This window comes from Peribacillus sp. Hz7 (assembly GCF_042136355.1).
Classification (GTDB): domain Bacteria; phylum Bacillota; class Bacilli; order Bacillales; family DSM-1321; genus Peribacillus; species Peribacillus asahii_A.
On the sequence record NZ_JBHHJV010000003.1, the window covers coordinates 256195 to 272371 of the forward strand.

At 37.1% G+C, this 16177-nt stretch carries 20 protein-coding genes and 1 riboswitch; of the genes, 10 read left to right on the forward strand and 10 right to left on the reverse strand.

Annotation, left to right across the window (positions count from 1 at the left end; all coding sequences use genetic code 11):
• Positions 1-25: 25 nt before the first annotated feature.
• Positions 26-829 (reverse strand): alpha/beta hydrolase, encoded by an 804-nt coding sequence (locus ACE199_RS07205; RefSeq protein ID WP_127761714.1) that lies wholly within the window; start codon positions 827-829, stop codon positions 26-28.
• A gap of 231 nt (positions 830-1060) precedes the next feature.
• Between ACE199_RS07205 and ACE199_RS07210 the strand changes: the two genes are divergently transcribed.
• Entirely contained in the window at positions 1061-1579 is a 519-nt protein-coding gene (locus ACE199_RS07210) for a gamma carbonic anhydrase (protein ID WP_375349186.1), read from the forward strand.
• Positions 1580-1962: 383 nt separating this feature from the next.
• Here ACE199_RS07210 and metK read toward each other — a convergent pair whose 3' ends face one another.
• Positions 1963-3156 (reverse strand): methionine adenosyltransferase, encoded by a 1194-nt coding sequence (gene metK / locus ACE199_RS07215; RefSeq protein ID WP_252287056.1) that lies wholly within the window; start codon positions 3154-3156, stop codon positions 1963-1965.
• 230 nt (positions 3157-3386) lie between these two features.
• Positions 3387-3551: riboswitch (SAM riboswitch) on the reverse strand.
• Between the two features lie 723 nt (positions 3552-4274).
• Here metK and pckA point away from each other — a divergent pair.
• Complete coding sequence (gene pckA, locus ACE199_RS07220) at positions 4275-5855, forward strand: phosphoenolpyruvate carboxykinase (ATP) (protein WP_375349158.1); 1581 nt, start codon at positions 4275-4277, stop codon at positions 5853-5855.
• Positions 5856-5957: 102 nt separating this feature from the next.
• Here the strand turns inward: pckA and ACE199_RS07225 are convergent, their stop codons facing one another.
• Positions 5958-6200: a DUF2584 domain-containing protein gene (locus ACE199_RS07225; protein ID WP_119116940.1), complete on the reverse strand. Its 243-nt coding sequence runs from the start codon at positions 6198-6200 to the stop codon at positions 5958-5960.
• 35 nt (positions 6201-6235) lie between these two features.
• Positions 6236-7069: an alpha/beta hydrolase family protein gene (locus tag ACE199_RS07230; protein ID WP_375349159.1), complete on the reverse strand. Its 834-nt coding sequence runs from the start codon at positions 7067-7069 to the stop codon at positions 6236-6238.
• An 84-nt stretch (positions 7070-7153) separates the two neighbouring features.
• On the opposite strand from ACE199_RS07230, the gene ACE199_RS07235 reads away from it, so the two are divergent.
• Genes ACE199_RS07235 through ACE199_RS07245 form a run of 3 tightly spaced genes read left to right on the forward strand, consistent with a single transcriptional unit; the run spans position 7154 to position 9699 of the window.
• Positions 7154-8149, forward strand: coding sequence for an ABC transporter substrate-binding protein (locus tag ACE199_RS07235; RefSeq protein ID WP_375349160.1), 996 nt, complete (start codon positions 7154-7156; stop codon positions 8147-8149).
• 4 nt (positions 8150-8153) lie between these two features.
• Entirely contained in the window at positions 8154-8918 is a 765-nt protein-coding gene (locus ACE199_RS07240; RefSeq protein ID WP_375349161.1) for an ABC transporter ATP-binding protein, read from the forward strand.
• The gene (locus ACE199_RS07245) at positions 8908-9699 is read left to right on the forward strand and encodes an ABC transporter permease (RefSeq protein ID WP_375349162.1); all 792 of its coding nucleotides are present in this window, start codon (positions 8908-8910) and stop codon (positions 9697-9699) included. The genes ACE199_RS07240 and ACE199_RS07245 overlap by 11 nt, the downstream gene beginning before the upstream one ends.
• A gap of 126 nt (positions 9700-9825) precedes the next feature.
• On the opposite strand, the gene ytkD is transcribed toward ACE199_RS07245, so the two are convergent.
• A complete protein-coding gene (gene ytkD, locus ACE199_RS07250; RefSeq protein ID WP_375349163.1) occupies positions 9826-10302 on the reverse strand; it encodes an RNA deprotection pyrophosphohydrolase in 477 nt (158 codons plus the stop codon).
• A gap of 173 nt (positions 10303-10475) precedes the next feature.
• Complete coding sequence (locus ACE199_RS07255; RefSeq protein WP_375349164.1) at positions 10476-10820, reverse strand: hydrolase; 345 nt, start codon at positions 10818-10820, stop codon at positions 10476-10478.
• A 246-nt stretch (positions 10821-11066) separates the two neighbouring features.
• Between ACE199_RS07255 and ACE199_RS07260 the strand changes: the two genes are divergently transcribed.
• Complete coding sequence (locus ACE199_RS07260; RefSeq protein ID WP_119116947.1) at positions 11067-11321, forward strand: DUF6154 family protein; 255 nt, start codon at positions 11067-11069, stop codon at positions 11319-11321.
• Positions 11322-11430: 109 nt separating this feature from the next.
• On the opposite strand, the gene ACE199_RS07265 is transcribed toward ACE199_RS07260, so the two are convergent.
• Positions 11431-11874, reverse strand: coding sequence for a Dps family protein (locus ACE199_RS07265; RefSeq protein ID WP_127761722.1), 444 nt, complete (start codon positions 11872-11874; stop codon positions 11431-11433).
• A 171-nt stretch (positions 11875-12045) separates the two neighbouring features.
• On the opposite strand from ACE199_RS07265, the gene ytzI reads away from it, so the two are divergent.
• Entirely contained in the window at positions 12046-12189 is a 144-nt protein-coding gene (gene ytzI, locus ACE199_RS07270) for a YtzI protein (RefSeq protein ID WP_127761723.1), read from the forward strand.
• 89 nt (positions 12190-12278) lie between these two features.
• Here ytzI and ACE199_RS07275 read toward each other — a convergent pair whose 3' ends face one another.
• Positions 12279-12752: an S-ribosylhomocysteine lyase gene (locus ACE199_RS07275; RefSeq protein ID WP_127761724.1), complete on the reverse strand. Its 474-nt coding sequence runs from the start codon at positions 12750-12752 to the stop codon at positions 12279-12281.
• 162 nt (positions 12753-12914) lie between these two features.
• Between ACE199_RS07275 and yidD the strand changes: the two genes are divergently transcribed.
• Both yidD and ACE199_RS07285 read left to right on the forward strand, forming a co-directional pair.
• A complete protein-coding gene (gene yidD / locus ACE199_RS07280) occupies positions 12915-13151 on the forward strand; it encodes a membrane protein insertion efficiency factor YidD (RefSeq protein WP_127761725.1) in 237 nt (78 codons plus the stop codon).
• 126 nt (positions 13152-13277) lie between these two features.
• Positions 13278-14258 (forward strand): metal ABC transporter solute-binding protein, Zn/Mn family, encoded by a 981-nt coding sequence (locus tag ACE199_RS07285; protein ID WP_375349165.1) that lies wholly within the window; start codon positions 13278-13280, stop codon positions 14256-14258.
• 173 nt (positions 14259-14431) lie between these two features.
• On the opposite strand, the gene ACE199_RS07290 is transcribed toward ACE199_RS07285, so the two are convergent.
• Positions 14432-14587 carry a DUF1540 domain-containing protein gene (locus ACE199_RS07290; RefSeq protein ID WP_127761727.1) on the reverse strand — a complete coding sequence of 52 codons (156 nt, stop codon included), beginning with the start codon at positions 14585-14587 and terminating at the stop codon, positions 14432-14434.
• Between the two features lie 146 nt (positions 14588-14733).
• On the opposite strand from ACE199_RS07290, the gene ACE199_RS07295 reads away from it, so the two are divergent.
• Complete coding sequence (locus ACE199_RS07295) at positions 14734-14895, forward strand: DUF1540 domain-containing protein (RefSeq protein WP_119116954.1); 162 nt, start codon at positions 14734-14736, stop codon at positions 14893-14895.
• Positions 14896-15031: 136 nt separating this feature from the next.
• Here ACE199_RS07295 and ACE199_RS07300 read toward each other — a convergent pair whose 3' ends face one another.
• On the reverse strand, positions 15032-16087 hold the full coding sequence (locus ACE199_RS07300; protein ID WP_375349166.1) for a DctP family TRAP transporter solute-binding subunit: 1056 nt from the start codon (positions 16085-16087) through the stop codon (positions 15032-15034).
• Positions 16088-16177: the final 90 nt, after the last annotated feature.

The window sequence follows — 16177 nt, forward strand, 5'->3', positions numbered from 1 at the left end:
TAAATAGGATTTTATAACAAAACCTTTAGATGACATATCCTAGTATTTTTAGTCGCGTTTCTACAAAACCAAGCGCATAGTTAAACACATCTTCTCGCTCTGGTTCATTAAAAATTTCATGATAAAGATTCGGCCATTCTTTAAATTGTTTCTCACTTAGCAAAGTATAATTAAACCAATCACGAACCATTTTTTTATCTACGACCTGATCATCGCCGCCCTGCATAAGTAATAACGGAACATCTTGCAAATCAGGAATTTCTTCAAATGCATCTTTCATAGATTGCGTAAGCTCACTGTACCAACGAACAGAAATCTTTGTAACATATAATGAATCGTTCAAATCGGATTCACGTACTTCAGGATTCCGCGTCACTAAGTCTGGTGACAATCCAGAGTCTACTTTATATGTAGGAAAAACAATATTTAGTCCAGGAGAAATCGCCTTCATCATTTTTGGTGGTTGTTTTTTTAATCCTAAACACGGTGAAGATAAAATCACACCAGCAATATCCCATTCCTCTTCTTGAAGAAGACGAATTGCTACTAATCCCCCCATACTATGTCCAAGCAAAAATACAGGCAATGAGTATTCATAAGCAGCTTCAATCCAAATTTTCACTTCATCTAAATATTCATCGAAGGAATCAATATGACCTCGAGAAGCACGTGATGTTATTCCTTGTCCAGGAAGATCCCCCATCACAACATGGTATCCAGATGATCGCCACATTTGCACAAGCCACTTATAGCGCCCATGATGCTCCATCGCACCATGAATGATGACAATTACTGCTTTTGCAGCACCCTCTGCCTCCCATTTCCACATGTGAATTCCCCCTTCTTATCTTTCTCTAGGTGTAATATAAAAAACGCTGTTGAAAGATAGTGACATTAGTTTTTAATAAAAGCCAAGTATTTATCCTTAGTTTAAAATTGTGTAAAAAAAACAATAGAACTAATGGACCAGTACACGTATGATTAATGAGTAATATCTTTTTACGGTATATTAAAATAATACCGAAAAATACTAGTTACGGAAAGGAATTGATACAAAATGATTATTTATCCTTTTAAAGGAAAAACTCCTGAAATTGCTGAAAGTGCTTATCTTGCTGAAAATGCTGTTGTAACTGGAGATGTAAAAATTGGCGAAGAAACAACAATCTGGTTTAACTCCGTCATTCGTGGCGATGTAGCCCCAACGATTATCGGGAAAAAAGTAAGTATCCAAGATAATAGTGTACTTCATCAAAGTCCTAATAACCCGCTGATTATTGAAGATGAGGTAACAATTGGTCATCAAGTTATTCTACATAGCTGTAAAATCCGTAAAGGTGCGCTAATCGGAATGGGCTCCATCGTCCTAGACAAAGCAGAAATTGGTGAAGGTGCCTTTATCGGGGCCGGTAGTCTCGTTCCTCAAGGCAAGGTGATTCCGCCAAATACACTCGCATTTGGTCGTCCAGCAAAAGTCGTGCGCGAGCTGAATGATGAAGATCGTAAAGATGTGGAACGCATTATCCGAGAATACGCTGAAAAAGGACAATTATACAAACACGCAGAGAGAATTAAATAAAAGGAAACTTCTATACAGTTGGGTCTTCCCTTCACCCCCAATTGATAGTTAGCCACGTTCTACGGTCACTAAGATTTCCGCTTCGCTTTAATCAAGTGACCGTACAAACCTGATTAGTTCAACTATATCTCACCAATTGGAGCAATACGGCAGCCTTCTCCCCCCTGCCTTCCTTATTATTTCCTCATAATCTTGAGATAAGGACCTTACTGCCCTTAAAATATGAATACATATATAGTGCCTAACTCGTTACAAGTTAGGTATTTTGTCGAAAAGGTTCTATTTGTATTATATATGATTTTGGGCTTACTTTTACCTATATATATGCTCCATGACTAATAAAAAAAGAACTAACTCAAATAAGTTAGTTCTTCTTATCATAGTTATGCTTGTGCTTTTAACGCTTCCGCTTTATCTGTACGCTCCCATGGAAGATCCACATCTGTACGGCCAAAATGTCCATAAGCAGCTGTTTGTTTGAAAATAGGACGACGTAAATCAAGCATTTTAATGATACCCGCTGGACGAAGATCGAAATTATTGCGAACAAGCTCCACTAATTTCTCTTCGCTTACTGTGCCTGTTCCAAATGTATCTACAGCAATTGATACAGGTTGAGCAACACCGATTGCATAAGCAAGCTGTACTTCCGCTTTATCAGCAAGACCAGCAGCTACAATGTTTTTCGCTACATAACGAGCTGCATATGCCGCTGAACGGTCCACTTTCGTTGCATCTTTACCAGAGAATGCTCCACCGCCATGGCGAGCGTAACCACCATACGTATCAACGATGATTTTACGACCTGTAAGACCTGCATCCCCTTGAGGTCCACCGATTACAAAACGACCTGTTGGATTAATGAAATACTTTGTTGCTTCATCGATTAATTCAGTTGGTACAACTGCTTTAATGACATGTTCTTTTAAGTCAGCTTGAATTTGTTCAAGCGTTGCTTCTGGGTCATGTTGAGTAGAAATAACAATTGTATCTACGCGAACTGGTTGATTGTTTTCATCGTATTCTACAGTTACTTGTGTTTTCCCATCTGGACGTAAATATTCTAATGTGCCGTTTTTACGAACTTCTGTTAAACGACGAGAAAGTTTATGTGCTAAAGAAATAGGAAGCGGCATTAATTCTTCTGTTTCTCGGCAAGCAAAACCAAACATTAAACCTTGGTCTCCTGCACCGATTGCTTCGATTTCCTCATCAGTCATTGTTCCTTCACGAGCCTCAAGCGCTTGATTTACTCCCGCAGCAATATCCGCTGATTGCTCATCAATTGAACTTAGTACGGCACATGTTTCGGCATCGAAACCATATTTTGCACGAGTGTAACCAATTCCAGCAATTGTATCCCGAACGATACGTGGAATATCTACATAAGCAGATGTCGTAATCTCACCTGCAACAAGTACAAGCCCTGTAGTTACACTTGTTTCACAAGCAACACGAGCATTTTTATCTTTTTCTAGAATTGCATCAAGAATTGAATCTGAAATCTGATCGCAAATTTTATCTGGATGACCCTCTGTCACAGATTCAGAAGTAAATAGACGACGGTTCTTTGACATCTTATTTCCTCCTTGGAAGTTAGTTATATTATAGGCAAAAGTCTGTCTTTTACGGAGCTCATTCCCTTATTAGCTTCCATCATAGTGACAAATATATTTAGAAAAACACGACTTTTTATCTCGATTAATCGAAATTCATGTTTCCCTTGTACTTTGATTCTTCTTCAAAATACAAAAAAACCTCTCCTAACTAATGAGGAAAGGTTTATTATCTGTCAACTATCCTTTCACTCTTATCGTTCAAGGGTTGTTTACCTTGCTCAGGTTAGCACCAACACCACGATTCCTTAAAAAATGAACGGCCTTATTTTTAGCCTTCATTTCACTTTAAGTTCACACTATGGCAGGTTGCTGGGTTTCATAGGGCCTGTCCCTCCACCAACTCGGGATAAGAGAATCCGTACAATTAAAAATGATACGGAATCTGTTGGACGCTGTCAACACTTTTTTGTACAATGTTTTATATCGTCTATATGAAATCACAGTTCCACGTACCTTTCAGCTAGTCTGAATGAAACAAGCAAAAAGTGAACAGCATCATTAATATAGCCTTTTTATAATGAACAACTCCCCCTTGCACGATTAGGATAAGAGGATATGACATTTTTTAGCTACCCAACGTTAGATTATAAGGTCCTAATTACATCGACAAACGATACATAATAAGAGATACTGTAACATAGTGTTACGAATAGCATAAAAAACCTTTTAGTACCTTCCAGTTAAAGTCATATTAAATAAATTTCTTTCTTAATTCTTTCCTATTAAAAGAAACATGTTAGGTGCCTTCTCATACGCTTGCAAAGAAACCTACTCTATACACTGGAAAACGTCGAGTACTATAATCCTTTTTTAGACAACTGACAAAGTGAACACGTTTCATCATACTCATATCGATTTTATTATATGACATTTTTTAAAATATTGTTGACAAGTCTGTTATGCAACCCTATCATTGCTTTGTTGATAAATATTTCCTTTTAATCGAATGATAAACTTGATTAAGGAGACCATATAAAAAAAATCACAAAAAAAAATAATTAGTATAGACTAATTAAATAAATGTGTTATACTAATCGTAATTTAAAAAACTTAAAACAAAGGAAGGTATCTCATATATGAATTCTGTGGATGTTTCTAATGAGTTACACCAATTATTAGCTGGTAAAAACGCTCACATACAACTTTCTGTACCTCAGTTAGTAGAAAAAGTATTAAGCCGTAACGAAGGTGAATTAACAGCAACAGGAGCAATTAAAGCTGAAACAGGTAAATACACTGGTCGTTCACCTAAAGATAAATATATCGTGGAAGAGGCTTCCGTAAAAGATAAAATAGACTGGAACTCTAACCAGCCGATTTCTGAAGAGACGTTTAATAAATTATACAACAAAGTAACAGAGTATTTAAAAGAAAAAGATGAAATTTTTGTGTTTAAAGGTTTTGCAGGTGCTGATCAATCATCTCGCCTTCCAATTCAAGTTGTGAATGAATATGCTTGGCACAATCTTTTTGCACATCAATTATTCATCCGTCCTACAGAAGAGGAATTAGCTAATCATGATTCTCAATTTACAATTCTTTCTGCTCCTAACTTTAAAGCGAATCCAGCTGTTGATGGAACAAAATCAGAAACATTTATCATTATCTCATTCGAACGTCGTACAGTTTTAATCGGTGGAACGGAATATGCTGGAGAAATGAAGAAATCTATCTTCTCTATCATGAACTACTTACTTCCTGAATCAGATATTTTCTCTATGCACTGTTCAGCAAACGTAGGTCGTGAAGGTGATGTTGCTTTATTCTTCGGACTATCAGGAACAGGTAAAACAACGTTATCTGCAGATGCAAACCGTAAATTAATTGGTGATGACGAGCATGGCTGGTCTTCAAATGGTGTATTCAATATTGAAGGTGGTTGCTATGCAAAAACAATCAACCTTTCTCGTGAAAAAGAACCACAAATCTTTGATGCAATCCGTTTTGGAACAGTATTAGAAAACGTAGTGATTGATCCTGATACTCGTATTCCTGATTATGATGACAAAACATTAACTGAAAATACACGTGCAGCATACCCAATGGATGCTATTGACAATATCGTATTGCCAAGTGTTGCTGGACATCCAAATACAATTATTTTCTTAACAGCTGATGCTTATGGAGTATTACCTCCAATCAGTAAATTATCAAAAGAACAAGCTATGTTCCACTTCTTAAGTGGCTACACTAGTAAATTAGCTGGTACAGAGCGCGGAGTTACATCTCCAGAAGCAACTTTCTCTACATGCTTCGGATCTCCATTCTTACCACTTCCAGCTCAACGTTATGCAGAAATGCTTGGACAAAAAATCGATGAGCACAATGCAAAAGTTTACCTTGTAAACACTGGCTGGACTGGTGGAGAATACGGAACTGGCAGCCGTATGAAACTTGCTTACACTCGTGCAATGGTTCAAGCAGCTCTTGAAGGTGAATTAACAAACATTGAAACTGTTAAAGATAGCATTTTCGGTTTAGAGATTCCACTTCATGTACCTGGTGTTCCAGACGAAGTTCTTCAGCCAAGCAAAACTTGGGAAGATAAAGCAGCATACGAAGCAAAAGCAACGGAACTTGCGGCTAAATTCCATGAAAACATCCAAAAATTCAATGTATCAAAAGAAATCGTTGAACAAGGCGGACCAATCGCTTAATTAAAGAATGAAAACCCGACAATTGAGAGTTAATTGTCGGGTTTTTTATACTCCTAGTGATACGGACTACGTTTAGTAAAAGCACTTAAACGAGCCACTTCATTAATTTGTTGAGTTCAGTGATATAAGCCGATATGTAATCATTGTTTGCTCATTCTCCCACTCTACTTTCTGAATAATAGCCGTCCCACTTGAATCAGACTCTATCGTCTTCTTCACTTCAACTGGAATATCAATTGGATACAACCGATAACCTGCTTTTGTTAAATGAAAAATATTTTCATCCTCACGTCTTTCATTACCTTTTGTAACAATCATCGTATTCAATTCCATCGGCATCCCCATATCATAACCCCCTTAAAGTATTTACCTTCATAGTATCATTTTTCCACATGCCTTTTCATCCAATCTGTTAAATCTTCAACAACTTTTCGATTCATTGCAGGAGGAAAATAATGAGTAAACTCAGCAAAATACCAGCTTTCCACTTGATTATTCCCTAGCTGTAACGCTTTTTGTAAACGATAAGCATGTTCAACCGACACATTTTTATCCAACACACCATGAATAATTAACACAGGTAAACAAAGATCTCCCATAGCAGAAAGCGGAGTTCTATATTCGTACCGCTCTGGATATTTCGCAGGTGCCCCGCCAATAACTCGTTTCATCATTCGACGCATATCTATACGTTCCTCATACGTCAAAAACATATCCGATACTCCGCCCCATGTCACAAGCGATGCAGCGGTTCTACATTCAATAGCTGTCCAAAGCGCCATAATCCCACCTCGGGAAAAGCCAAAAATATGTATATGTTCTTTCTTCACACGCGGATGCTGCTCTAATAATTTAAATCCAGCAATGGCGTCAAAACGATCTTCGCCAGCAAAATCCTCATCTCCTTCTCCCCCTTGATTTCCTCGATAAAAAGGAGCAAACACAATAAATCCTTGGGCAGCAAATTGGATAATACGGGCTGGCCGAACTTTACCAACATTTTTAATCCCGCCTCTTAAGTATAAAAAGCCATCGTAAACTTCTCCATCCTTTGGCTCTGCTAACAATCCTTTCACATACAGACCTTGTGATAAATACGTTACGGAATATAAGTGAATATTGGGATGAGGTGATGGAAACCGCTCTTTCGAAATGATTTTACCGTTTAACACAAATAACTCTCCTTTCCCTTCTAGTTTAAAGCATCTTACCAAAATTATCCCCCTTTTAAGGCACCACCCCTTTCCTCTCTTCATACAATGCCTTAGGCACATACCTATTTTTAAGGAGGAAAACAAATGAAAAGCATATGGAAGACAGGATCTATACTTTTATTAACTTGTATCTTAATGATTCCTCTAGTAGCCTGTGGAAAAGACGAAGTCACAAAAGTACGCGTAGCAGAAGTAACTCGTTCTCTTTTTTATGCTCCACAATATGTTGCTATTGAAAAAGGTTTTTTTGAAGAAGAAGGCCTGGAGATTGATTTAAAAACGACCGCAGGCGGAGATAAAACAATGACAGCACTGCTATCTGATGGTACTGATATTGCTCTTGTCGGATCTGAAACCTCAATTTACGTGACAGCACAAGGTACAACCGATCCTATCATCAATTTCGCGCAGCTTACACAAACAGATGGTACTTTCCTTGTTTCCCGCAAGCCTATCGAAAACTTCGAATGGGAAATGTTAAAAGACTCTACATTCCTTGGGCAACGCAAAGGTGGCATGCCGCAAATGTTAGGGGAATTTGTGTTAAAAGAACACGGCATTGACCCGCACAAAGATTTAAACCTTATTCAAAATATTGATTTTGCCAATATTGCAACAGCCTTTGCCTCTGGAACCGGGGATTATGTACAGCTATTTGAACCAACTGCCAGCATTTTTGAAAAGGAAGGTAAAGGTCATATCGTTGCTTCGTTCGGCACAGAATCAGGGCATGTTCCTTATACAGTGTTTATGACAAAAGAAAGCTATTTAACAGAAAACAAAGAAACCATGGAAAAATTCACCCGTGCCATTTATAAAGCACAAAAATGGGTGCAAGAAACAGACTCTAGAGAAATTGCCGAATTGATTGCTCCTTACTTTGAAGATACGGATTTAGACATTATGACAACCGTAATAGATCGTTATAAAGAACAAGGCTCCTTTGCAACAGATCCAATTTTAGATGAAGAAGAGTGGAATAATTTACAAAACATCATGGACGAAGCCGGTGAGCTACCAGCACGTATGGAATATGAGGAATTGGTCAACACCGACTTTGCCGAACAAGTGATGGAGTAAGACGATGAGCTTTTTAACTATTAATTCTATCTATCACACGTATTTCACACAAGAAACAGCGACAACTGCTCTAAAGGACATCAGTCTTACCATCGAAAAAGGGGAATTCGTCTCCTTTTTAGGTCCTAGCGGCTGTGGCAAAACGACACTGCTCTCTATTATTGCCGGGCTATTTCCAGCTACCTCAGGAAGCATTCAACTAGGAGGTAAACCGTTAAAATCTGATCAAGATGCATCAATCGGCTATATGCTTCAACAAGATTATTTGTTTCCATGGAAGACAATTGAGGAAAATGTAATATTAGGTTTAACGCTTCAAAAACTAAAAGATACGGATGGCAAAGCCCTAAAACTATTGGAAGCTGTCGGCTTAGTCGGCGTCGAAAAACAATTTCCAAAGCAATTGTCGGGCGGGATGAGACAACGTGCTGCTCTCGCTCGCACACTTGCTGTTGACCCTAAAATCTTGCTATTAGATGAGCCTTTTTCCGCTCTTGATTATCAAACCAAACTTAAGCTAGAAGATCTCGTTTTTGAAACATTAAAATCGTTTGGAAAAACAGCCTTGCTTGTAACGCACGATATTGGGGAAGCAATCGCTATGAGCGACCGAATTTATTTATTCTCAGCGAATCCTGGTCAGATTTATCGAATATTTGACATACCTGCCGAATTACGTGCACTTCGTCCTTTTGATGCACGTAATCATCCCCTATATCCATCCCTTTTTCAAACCATTTGGAAGGAGCTTGAAAGTCTTGAACATTAAACAACTTCATCATGATTTCAAAGCCTCCTTAATCAGAGAAAAACGGTTTGTCCGATTGTATCAAATATTGATTTTTCTTATCTTTTTTAGCAGCTGGGAAATTGCTTCGCGCCTTCAATGGATTAATCCGCTTATCTTTAGTTCACCAACGAAAGTATGGCGACTATTCGTAATAAAAATTCAGGATGGAACTTTATTATCGCATTTAAGTGTAACCATTTTCGAAACATTGCTTGGGTTTATCCTCGGTACACTACTCGGCGTGCTGCTTGCTACAGCCCTCTGGTGGTCACCAATGCTTTCAAACATTCTTGATCCTTATCTTGTCATTTTAAATGCTATGCCAAAGGTAGCACTCGGTCCAATTTTAATTGTAGCGATGGGACCTGGCTTTTCTTCCATTATTGCGATGGGAGCGATTATTTCCGTTATCATCACCGCTATTGTTGTGTACACGGCTTTTCGAGAAGTCGATCCAAACTACTTAAAAGTTTTACAAACCTTCGGAGCAACACGTGCCCAATCATTCAAAGAAGCGATTCTCCCTGCCTCGTTTCCAACAATTATTTCAACATTAAAAGTGAACGTTGGATTATCTTGGGTCGGTGTCATTGTCGGTGAATTTCTTGTTTCCTCAAAAGGTCTTGGCTACCTAATCATTTACGGCTTCCAAGTATTTAATTTTACCCTTGTGATGCTCTCACTTATGATTATCGCTGCTATTGCAACTATTATGTATCAGCTTGTGGAATTGCTAGAAAAGAAGTTAATTAAGCAATGACTAGATAGCACCGCTTTTTAGATGAAGCTTTCTTAAGCAACCTTGTTGATAAAGTGATATTGGCTCATGTTCGTTCTGAACGCTTAAATGAACCAAAAATCAACAACATGATGTAACGGAACTACATTAAAAAGTGGTGCTCTTTTTTACTCTTTCGATTTGCTGCAAGCTTAGTGGTACAATTTCGTCTTTCATAATAAAGCTATAATCGGTATCGGTTTTCATATTCTTTGGTAACTGAACACATAATACAGGTCCATCTGTTTCTAAATATTCTTGTTTCTTCTCTATCGCTGTTAGCTCTGTATAATAAATCGATTTTATAAATGATCGATTCGGTTCATGTACTCGATATTGTCCAAGAAACAGCAACTCACCAACAACTCCGCCTGTTTCTTCATACACCTCTCGAATAGCCGCTTCTTCTATCGTTTCACTACGCTCTCGTTTTCCCCCTGGAAATTCAAGACCACGTTCTCGATGACGCGTCAACACCCACTTTCCTTGAAACTGACAAAGTACCAATACGTGCCAAGCCTCTCCGAACTCCGCTTTTGATGAAAATTCTACTAAAAAACCATGTCCATCCTTAAAAGTCACCATGTTATTCTCTCCCTCTATTACAATAATTCAATTGTACCAAGAATTTCAGATGACTGCAGTCAGGAAAAGTACACAGTACCTTGTTTTAAGCTCAAGCGGAAATCGGCTAGGTCTCTTACGCTGAACGTATTCCCTTAATTCTTTTATAACTTTCTCATATAGAAAAAAGCCTCTTAATACCGGAGGCCGTCATCTGTTCGCTTTGCTTGTAAAATTCCCATGCTTTCAATATGTTGCTTTGCTTCTTCATCGCCAAGCTCATAAATTAATTGATAAATGTTTTGCAGTGTCAAATCTTGTTCATCATTTTCATGATCATGATGATATTCCTTAAGGGGCACGTGAGCACGATAAAAGTTCTCTTCACCAATCATATAGTTATAATCAAAGTACTCTCGCAATTGCATAATTTCATCATCAGTTGCTTCAATTTTAAAATTCCACGGTGAATCTGTACTACTTTGAGAAATTTGCCCATTCGGTATCCAAATATAATATGTTTTCCGCTGCTCAGCCAAGACTTCTCACCCTTTCTGAATCATACATTTATTTTCCCACTTCCCTCCCCAGTTCATACAAAGGAAAAAATTCACTTTTTTTAAGAAAAAAGAGTGGATAATTTTTGAATTATAGATTAAAGTATCTTTCAAAGGGTAACGCATATAATATATCCAACCATCAAGAATAGCACTGAAAAGTATGACATCTAGAATAATTTTCCATACATATTCCGATGAATTTTAATTAAATTGAGGTGAAGGTTAATGAAATTAATTGAAGAATTATACAACATGTATCGCACAAAGCTAACAGGTGATGAAGAAGATATTGACATGCTGACATTTGCAGTTTTAGAACAATTAGATCGCAAAGAAATCTTAGAGTTATTGCACGACATGGATGAACAAGAATTAACCAATTTAATGGGATTGTACATTATTGAATCGTTAAAAGGTAAATTTGCTCAGAATAGCATAAATGCCAAACCTACATATTTTTCACCGCGTACTTTTCACTAACTCACTGTTCACTTACTAAAATATAGTAAGCGCTTTCTTTCGACGTATTTTCTCTCCTAAATTCCTTTATTCAAAAAAGTAAAGCCTTGAATATCAAGGCTTCACTTTTTTACTTTTGCAAATACGCATTTAACATCCATACATGCTTATTTAGGCTCTTCTTCATACCGATAAGCAAGTCACCTGTTACTTGGTCATCAGCTTGATCAGCTAATTCAATCGCTTCAATCAATTCCGTTGAAATCTTTTCAAAATCGTTAGCCACACTACGAACCATATCTTCAGGTGTCTCGTTTCCTGTTGCTTCTTCAATAGAAGCAAGCGCCAAGTATTCCTTCAATGTTGCCACTGGTTTTTCACCTAAAGCCAGTAATCGTTCAGCTAACTCATCTAAGTTGGCTGTCGCTTCATTATACAATTCTTCCCATTTTTGATGCAATTCGAAAAAACGCGGTCCACTTACAAACCAATGATAATTATGAAGCTTAGTATACAGAACAGTAAGATTCGCAATTTCCTTATTCACTAATTCCACTAATTTAGCATCTGCCATCTGAATTACCTCCCATTTAAGCTACATGTATTATACCCCTATAATCACGGTTCAATTACCTTGCATTTTATGGTAAAATAAAGCAGAATCCGCAGACTATATCCACTGCAGATCATACTAAAATTATCCAATTTTCACGAATGATCATTGACTAGGGGAAGGAGTATTGCTTTGACAATTATCCTTATTGTTTCTATTCTCATCATTCTAATCGTCATTTTTCTATCGGTGCTTACAGTCAATAAAGGCTATGCATACAAACATACTATTGATCCAGCACCAGAATCAGATGAATATCCAGACGATTCAAAATAATAAGTATAGTTATCGTTGCTAATTATGCCACACAAAAAGGCCCCTGTCAGACCCTTCAGGAACCTTTTTGTGTATATTTTATGAAAATCTTAACCAAATACTTTATGAAGGTCTTCTTTACTTTGAGTTAGCCAGAAATTCATTAATTTCTTAGCACCTTCTAAATCATGCAATTTTGCTTGACCGCATTGCTTCTCATTAGCTGCTGGAATTTCTGTAATTTGAACGGCATCTTTCATTGTTTCTTCTAATACATCAATAATTTCAGATACGGTTGGCTCACCGCTTACAACTAAATAATAGCCTGTTTGACAGCCCATAGGTGAAATATCGATAATATCGAAATGATCATATCCTTCTGAATGTTTACGAATATTAAAAGCAAGCAAATGCTCTAATGTATGAATGGCATCTGGCTTCATCGCTTGTTTATTTGGTTGGCAGAAACGAATATCAAATTTATTAACAACACCGTCTGTTCCAACTTTGTGCACTCCACAATGTCTAACATATGGCGCTTTTACGGCGTTATGATCTAATTCAAAGCTTTCAACTGAAGGCATTTTCTTCACTCCTTAAATGTGTATGTTCTTATTCTACCTCTAAATCTAATTTTTTTCATCCTTATTATTTTTGAAGAATGTCGATATACCAAAACCATTTTAATAAGAATGCAGAAATGTGATATAGTAAAACCACGAATATTTTGAAAGCGAGTACAGATTATGCAAACACTTTTAACAAAACTCATTCGATTTTACCAAATTGCCCTTTCACCATTAAAACCACCATCTTGTCGTTTCTATCCAACCTGCTCTCATTATGGCCTAGAAGCAATTAAAGTACATGGAGCATTCAAAGGAAGCTTACTCACTATTATTCGCATTCTAAAATGTCATCCGTTTCATCCAGGCGGGTTTGACCCAGTTCCAGAGAAACAAGAAAAGAAGAAACAACTATAAATTTTCCGCTTGCTTTCTTACTTCTTTTCTTGTATGATACAATAGTTAAATCGGAATCATTTCGCTTAATTACTAGCTTTAAATCGGAACAATTACGAATTAATACAAAGGAGTGAATTTTTTCTCGTGAAAAAGCAATTGACCACTATTATATTTTTATTAAGCGCCCTTTTCCTATCTGGTTGTGGTAACGCCGAAAAAAATAAAACAGAAACAGCAAACGACGATATGATCGACATTTATACAACCGTTTATCCGTTGCAATATTTAGCTGAAGAAATCGGGGGAAAATATGTTCATGTTGAAACTGTTTATCCTCCAGGCACAGATGAGCATACATATGAGCCTTCTCAAAAAGATATTGTGAACATGACAAACGCAGAACTCTTTTTTTATATCGGTCATAATTTAGAAGGCTTTGTAACAAAAGCTCAACCCATTCTTTCTGACGAAGGTGTAAAAACTGTAGCGATTGGTGAAAAAGTAAATCTAGACGATGGGGCACATACTGATAATGAACACGCTCACGAAGAAGAGACACATGAGGAAGAGGAGCATAGTGACGATGATGGCCATGATCACGGAGGAATTGACCCGCACCTTTGGCTAAATCCTTTATATACAGCCCAAATGGCAGAAGCAATTAAAACGGAATTAACGAAGCAGATGCCAGAGCAAGCAGATTATTTTGAAGCAGAATACAAACAATTAGACGAGCAGCTGCATGAACTTGATGCCCAATTAGCAGATACAATTAAAAATGGAAAAACAAATGAAATCATCGTTTCTCATGCAGCTTACGGATATTGGGAAGAACGTTATGGACTAAAACAAATTAGTGTCACAGGTTTAACCACTTCTACTGAACCTTCACAGAAAGAACTAGAAAATATCGTGAAAACAGCACAGGAACATAACTTGAAATACGTTGTATTCGAACAGAATATTAGCTCTAAATTGACCGAAATTATTCAAAAGGAACTCGGAGCTGAAGCGTTACAGCTTCATAATTTAGCCATCTTAACGGATGCCGATCTTCAAGCAAATGCTGATTATATGAGCTTGATGAATAAAAATATAAAAACGTTACAAAAAGCTTTAAATTAAAAATTAGAGGTCGTTTAAAAGAATCACACTTTTAAACGACCTCTTTTTCTTGTACATAGGCTTTGCTAAACAATAAAATTCTTATAAAAAATTTATAACGTTGCATGAAAATGAGAGTTATTATCAATAATATATAAGGAAAGGTAACCACCCAAATGGTTACCTTCCGAACATTAAAGTTCTGGTGCAAATGTTTTACAATCTGTTTCTTCGCTGTTAGAAGCTTGTTTCCCTTTATTGCTAACAACATAAATAGCATCCGCTTGGCATTTATTTCCCGATCCCCAAAACTTACAGTTGTTTACTTCACAAAGAACATCTTGAGCCATAGTATCACACCTCCTCTTTTTTATTTTGGACAAAAGAGAAAGGTTTGATACTTCTTTTTCGTTTACCAAATTTCTTTCCGTATGCAAGGAAGTTCGCTGAACAAACTAGAAAAGCAAGAGTGATTTCTTCAAAAGGAGTGATCTATATGGCTCAAGATGTTAAATGTTCTGTTGATAGTTGTTCATTTTGGAAACACGGCAACCGTTGTTCCGCTGATGCAATTAGCGTAATGAATTATACCGAAGAACGTGCACGCACTAGTCATGAAACGGGCTGCCGAACTTTCAAACCCAATCATGGGCTATAAATAAAAGACTTCGTTCCATTACCTCATTTCTATAAAAAACGCCTGCTTGTCCTTTCCCCAAGCAGGCGTTTTTCATGAGAACATAATAAAGAGAGATACAGAAAGAACTCGGCTGCTCTCAACACTTACACGTCTATTACTTTATATGTTTTTCTCGAATTTCCTTCATTTTATCCATTAATTCCGTCCCAATAATCGGCTCAAACTTTGGATAAATAACGGTCATTTCGTTCATCCATTGTTTTTTCTCAGCTGGTGAAAGTTTATACATGGAAATGGATGAACTTCTTTCGATTTCAAGCAATAACTGATGGTTCATTTTATCTGATTTTGTCCAAAGCCATTCCGTGGTTTCTTGCATAGCTCGTTGGATTTGAACTTGAATATCTGGCGGTAATTCATCCCAAAATTGTTGATTCATTAATACACCATATCCAAGAAAACCATGATTGCTTATCGTTAAATAATTTTGAAGCTTATATAATTTTTTTGAATAAATATTAGAAATTGTATTCTCTTGACTATCCGTTTTATTTTGTTCTAGGTTTGCAAACGTCTCATTAAATCGTAACATCAAAGTTGACGCACCAAAATGCTCAAATTGTTCCTTCAACACCTTACTTGGCATAATCCGAAACGTTTTTCCTTCAAAATCTGCTGTCGTTTGAATAGGTGTATTGCTCGTTATTTGCTTAAAATGATTCGTCCACAATGCCATTCCTTTTATATGATGCTGTTCCAAATCGTGAAGAAGCTCCTCTCCCACTTCTCCATATAGCGCTTCTTCAAGAGCATCCCTATTTGGGAAAATATATGGAAGGTCCAGCAGTAACCACTTCGGTGAAAGATCTGTAAGCGTCGAGGTAGACGGAGCAATCATTTGAACTTTATTTTCGAGTAGTGCCTTAATTTCTTCTTGATCGCCATATAAAGACTGATTCGGAAAAACCTCTACTTTGACACGATGGTTTGTATACTCATCGACGAGCTTAGCGAAATGAACAGCCGCTAAACCTTTCGGTGTGTTTTCTGCTACAACATGACTAAATTTAATGATGATCTGGTCTTTCATGCCAACTTGCTCATAATCCTTCCCAACATCCTCTTTTGAAAACAAGGACTGAAAAGCAATAAAAATTGCGAGGATTAAACCTAACGATATTAATGCAAAATAACCCCAAAACGCTCGCAATATGCCATCTCCTTATATGCATCTATTTATCCTTGTTATAACATATCTCATTAAAAAAGCGCAAAAGCAAAAAGAGAGAAATTCTCGTTT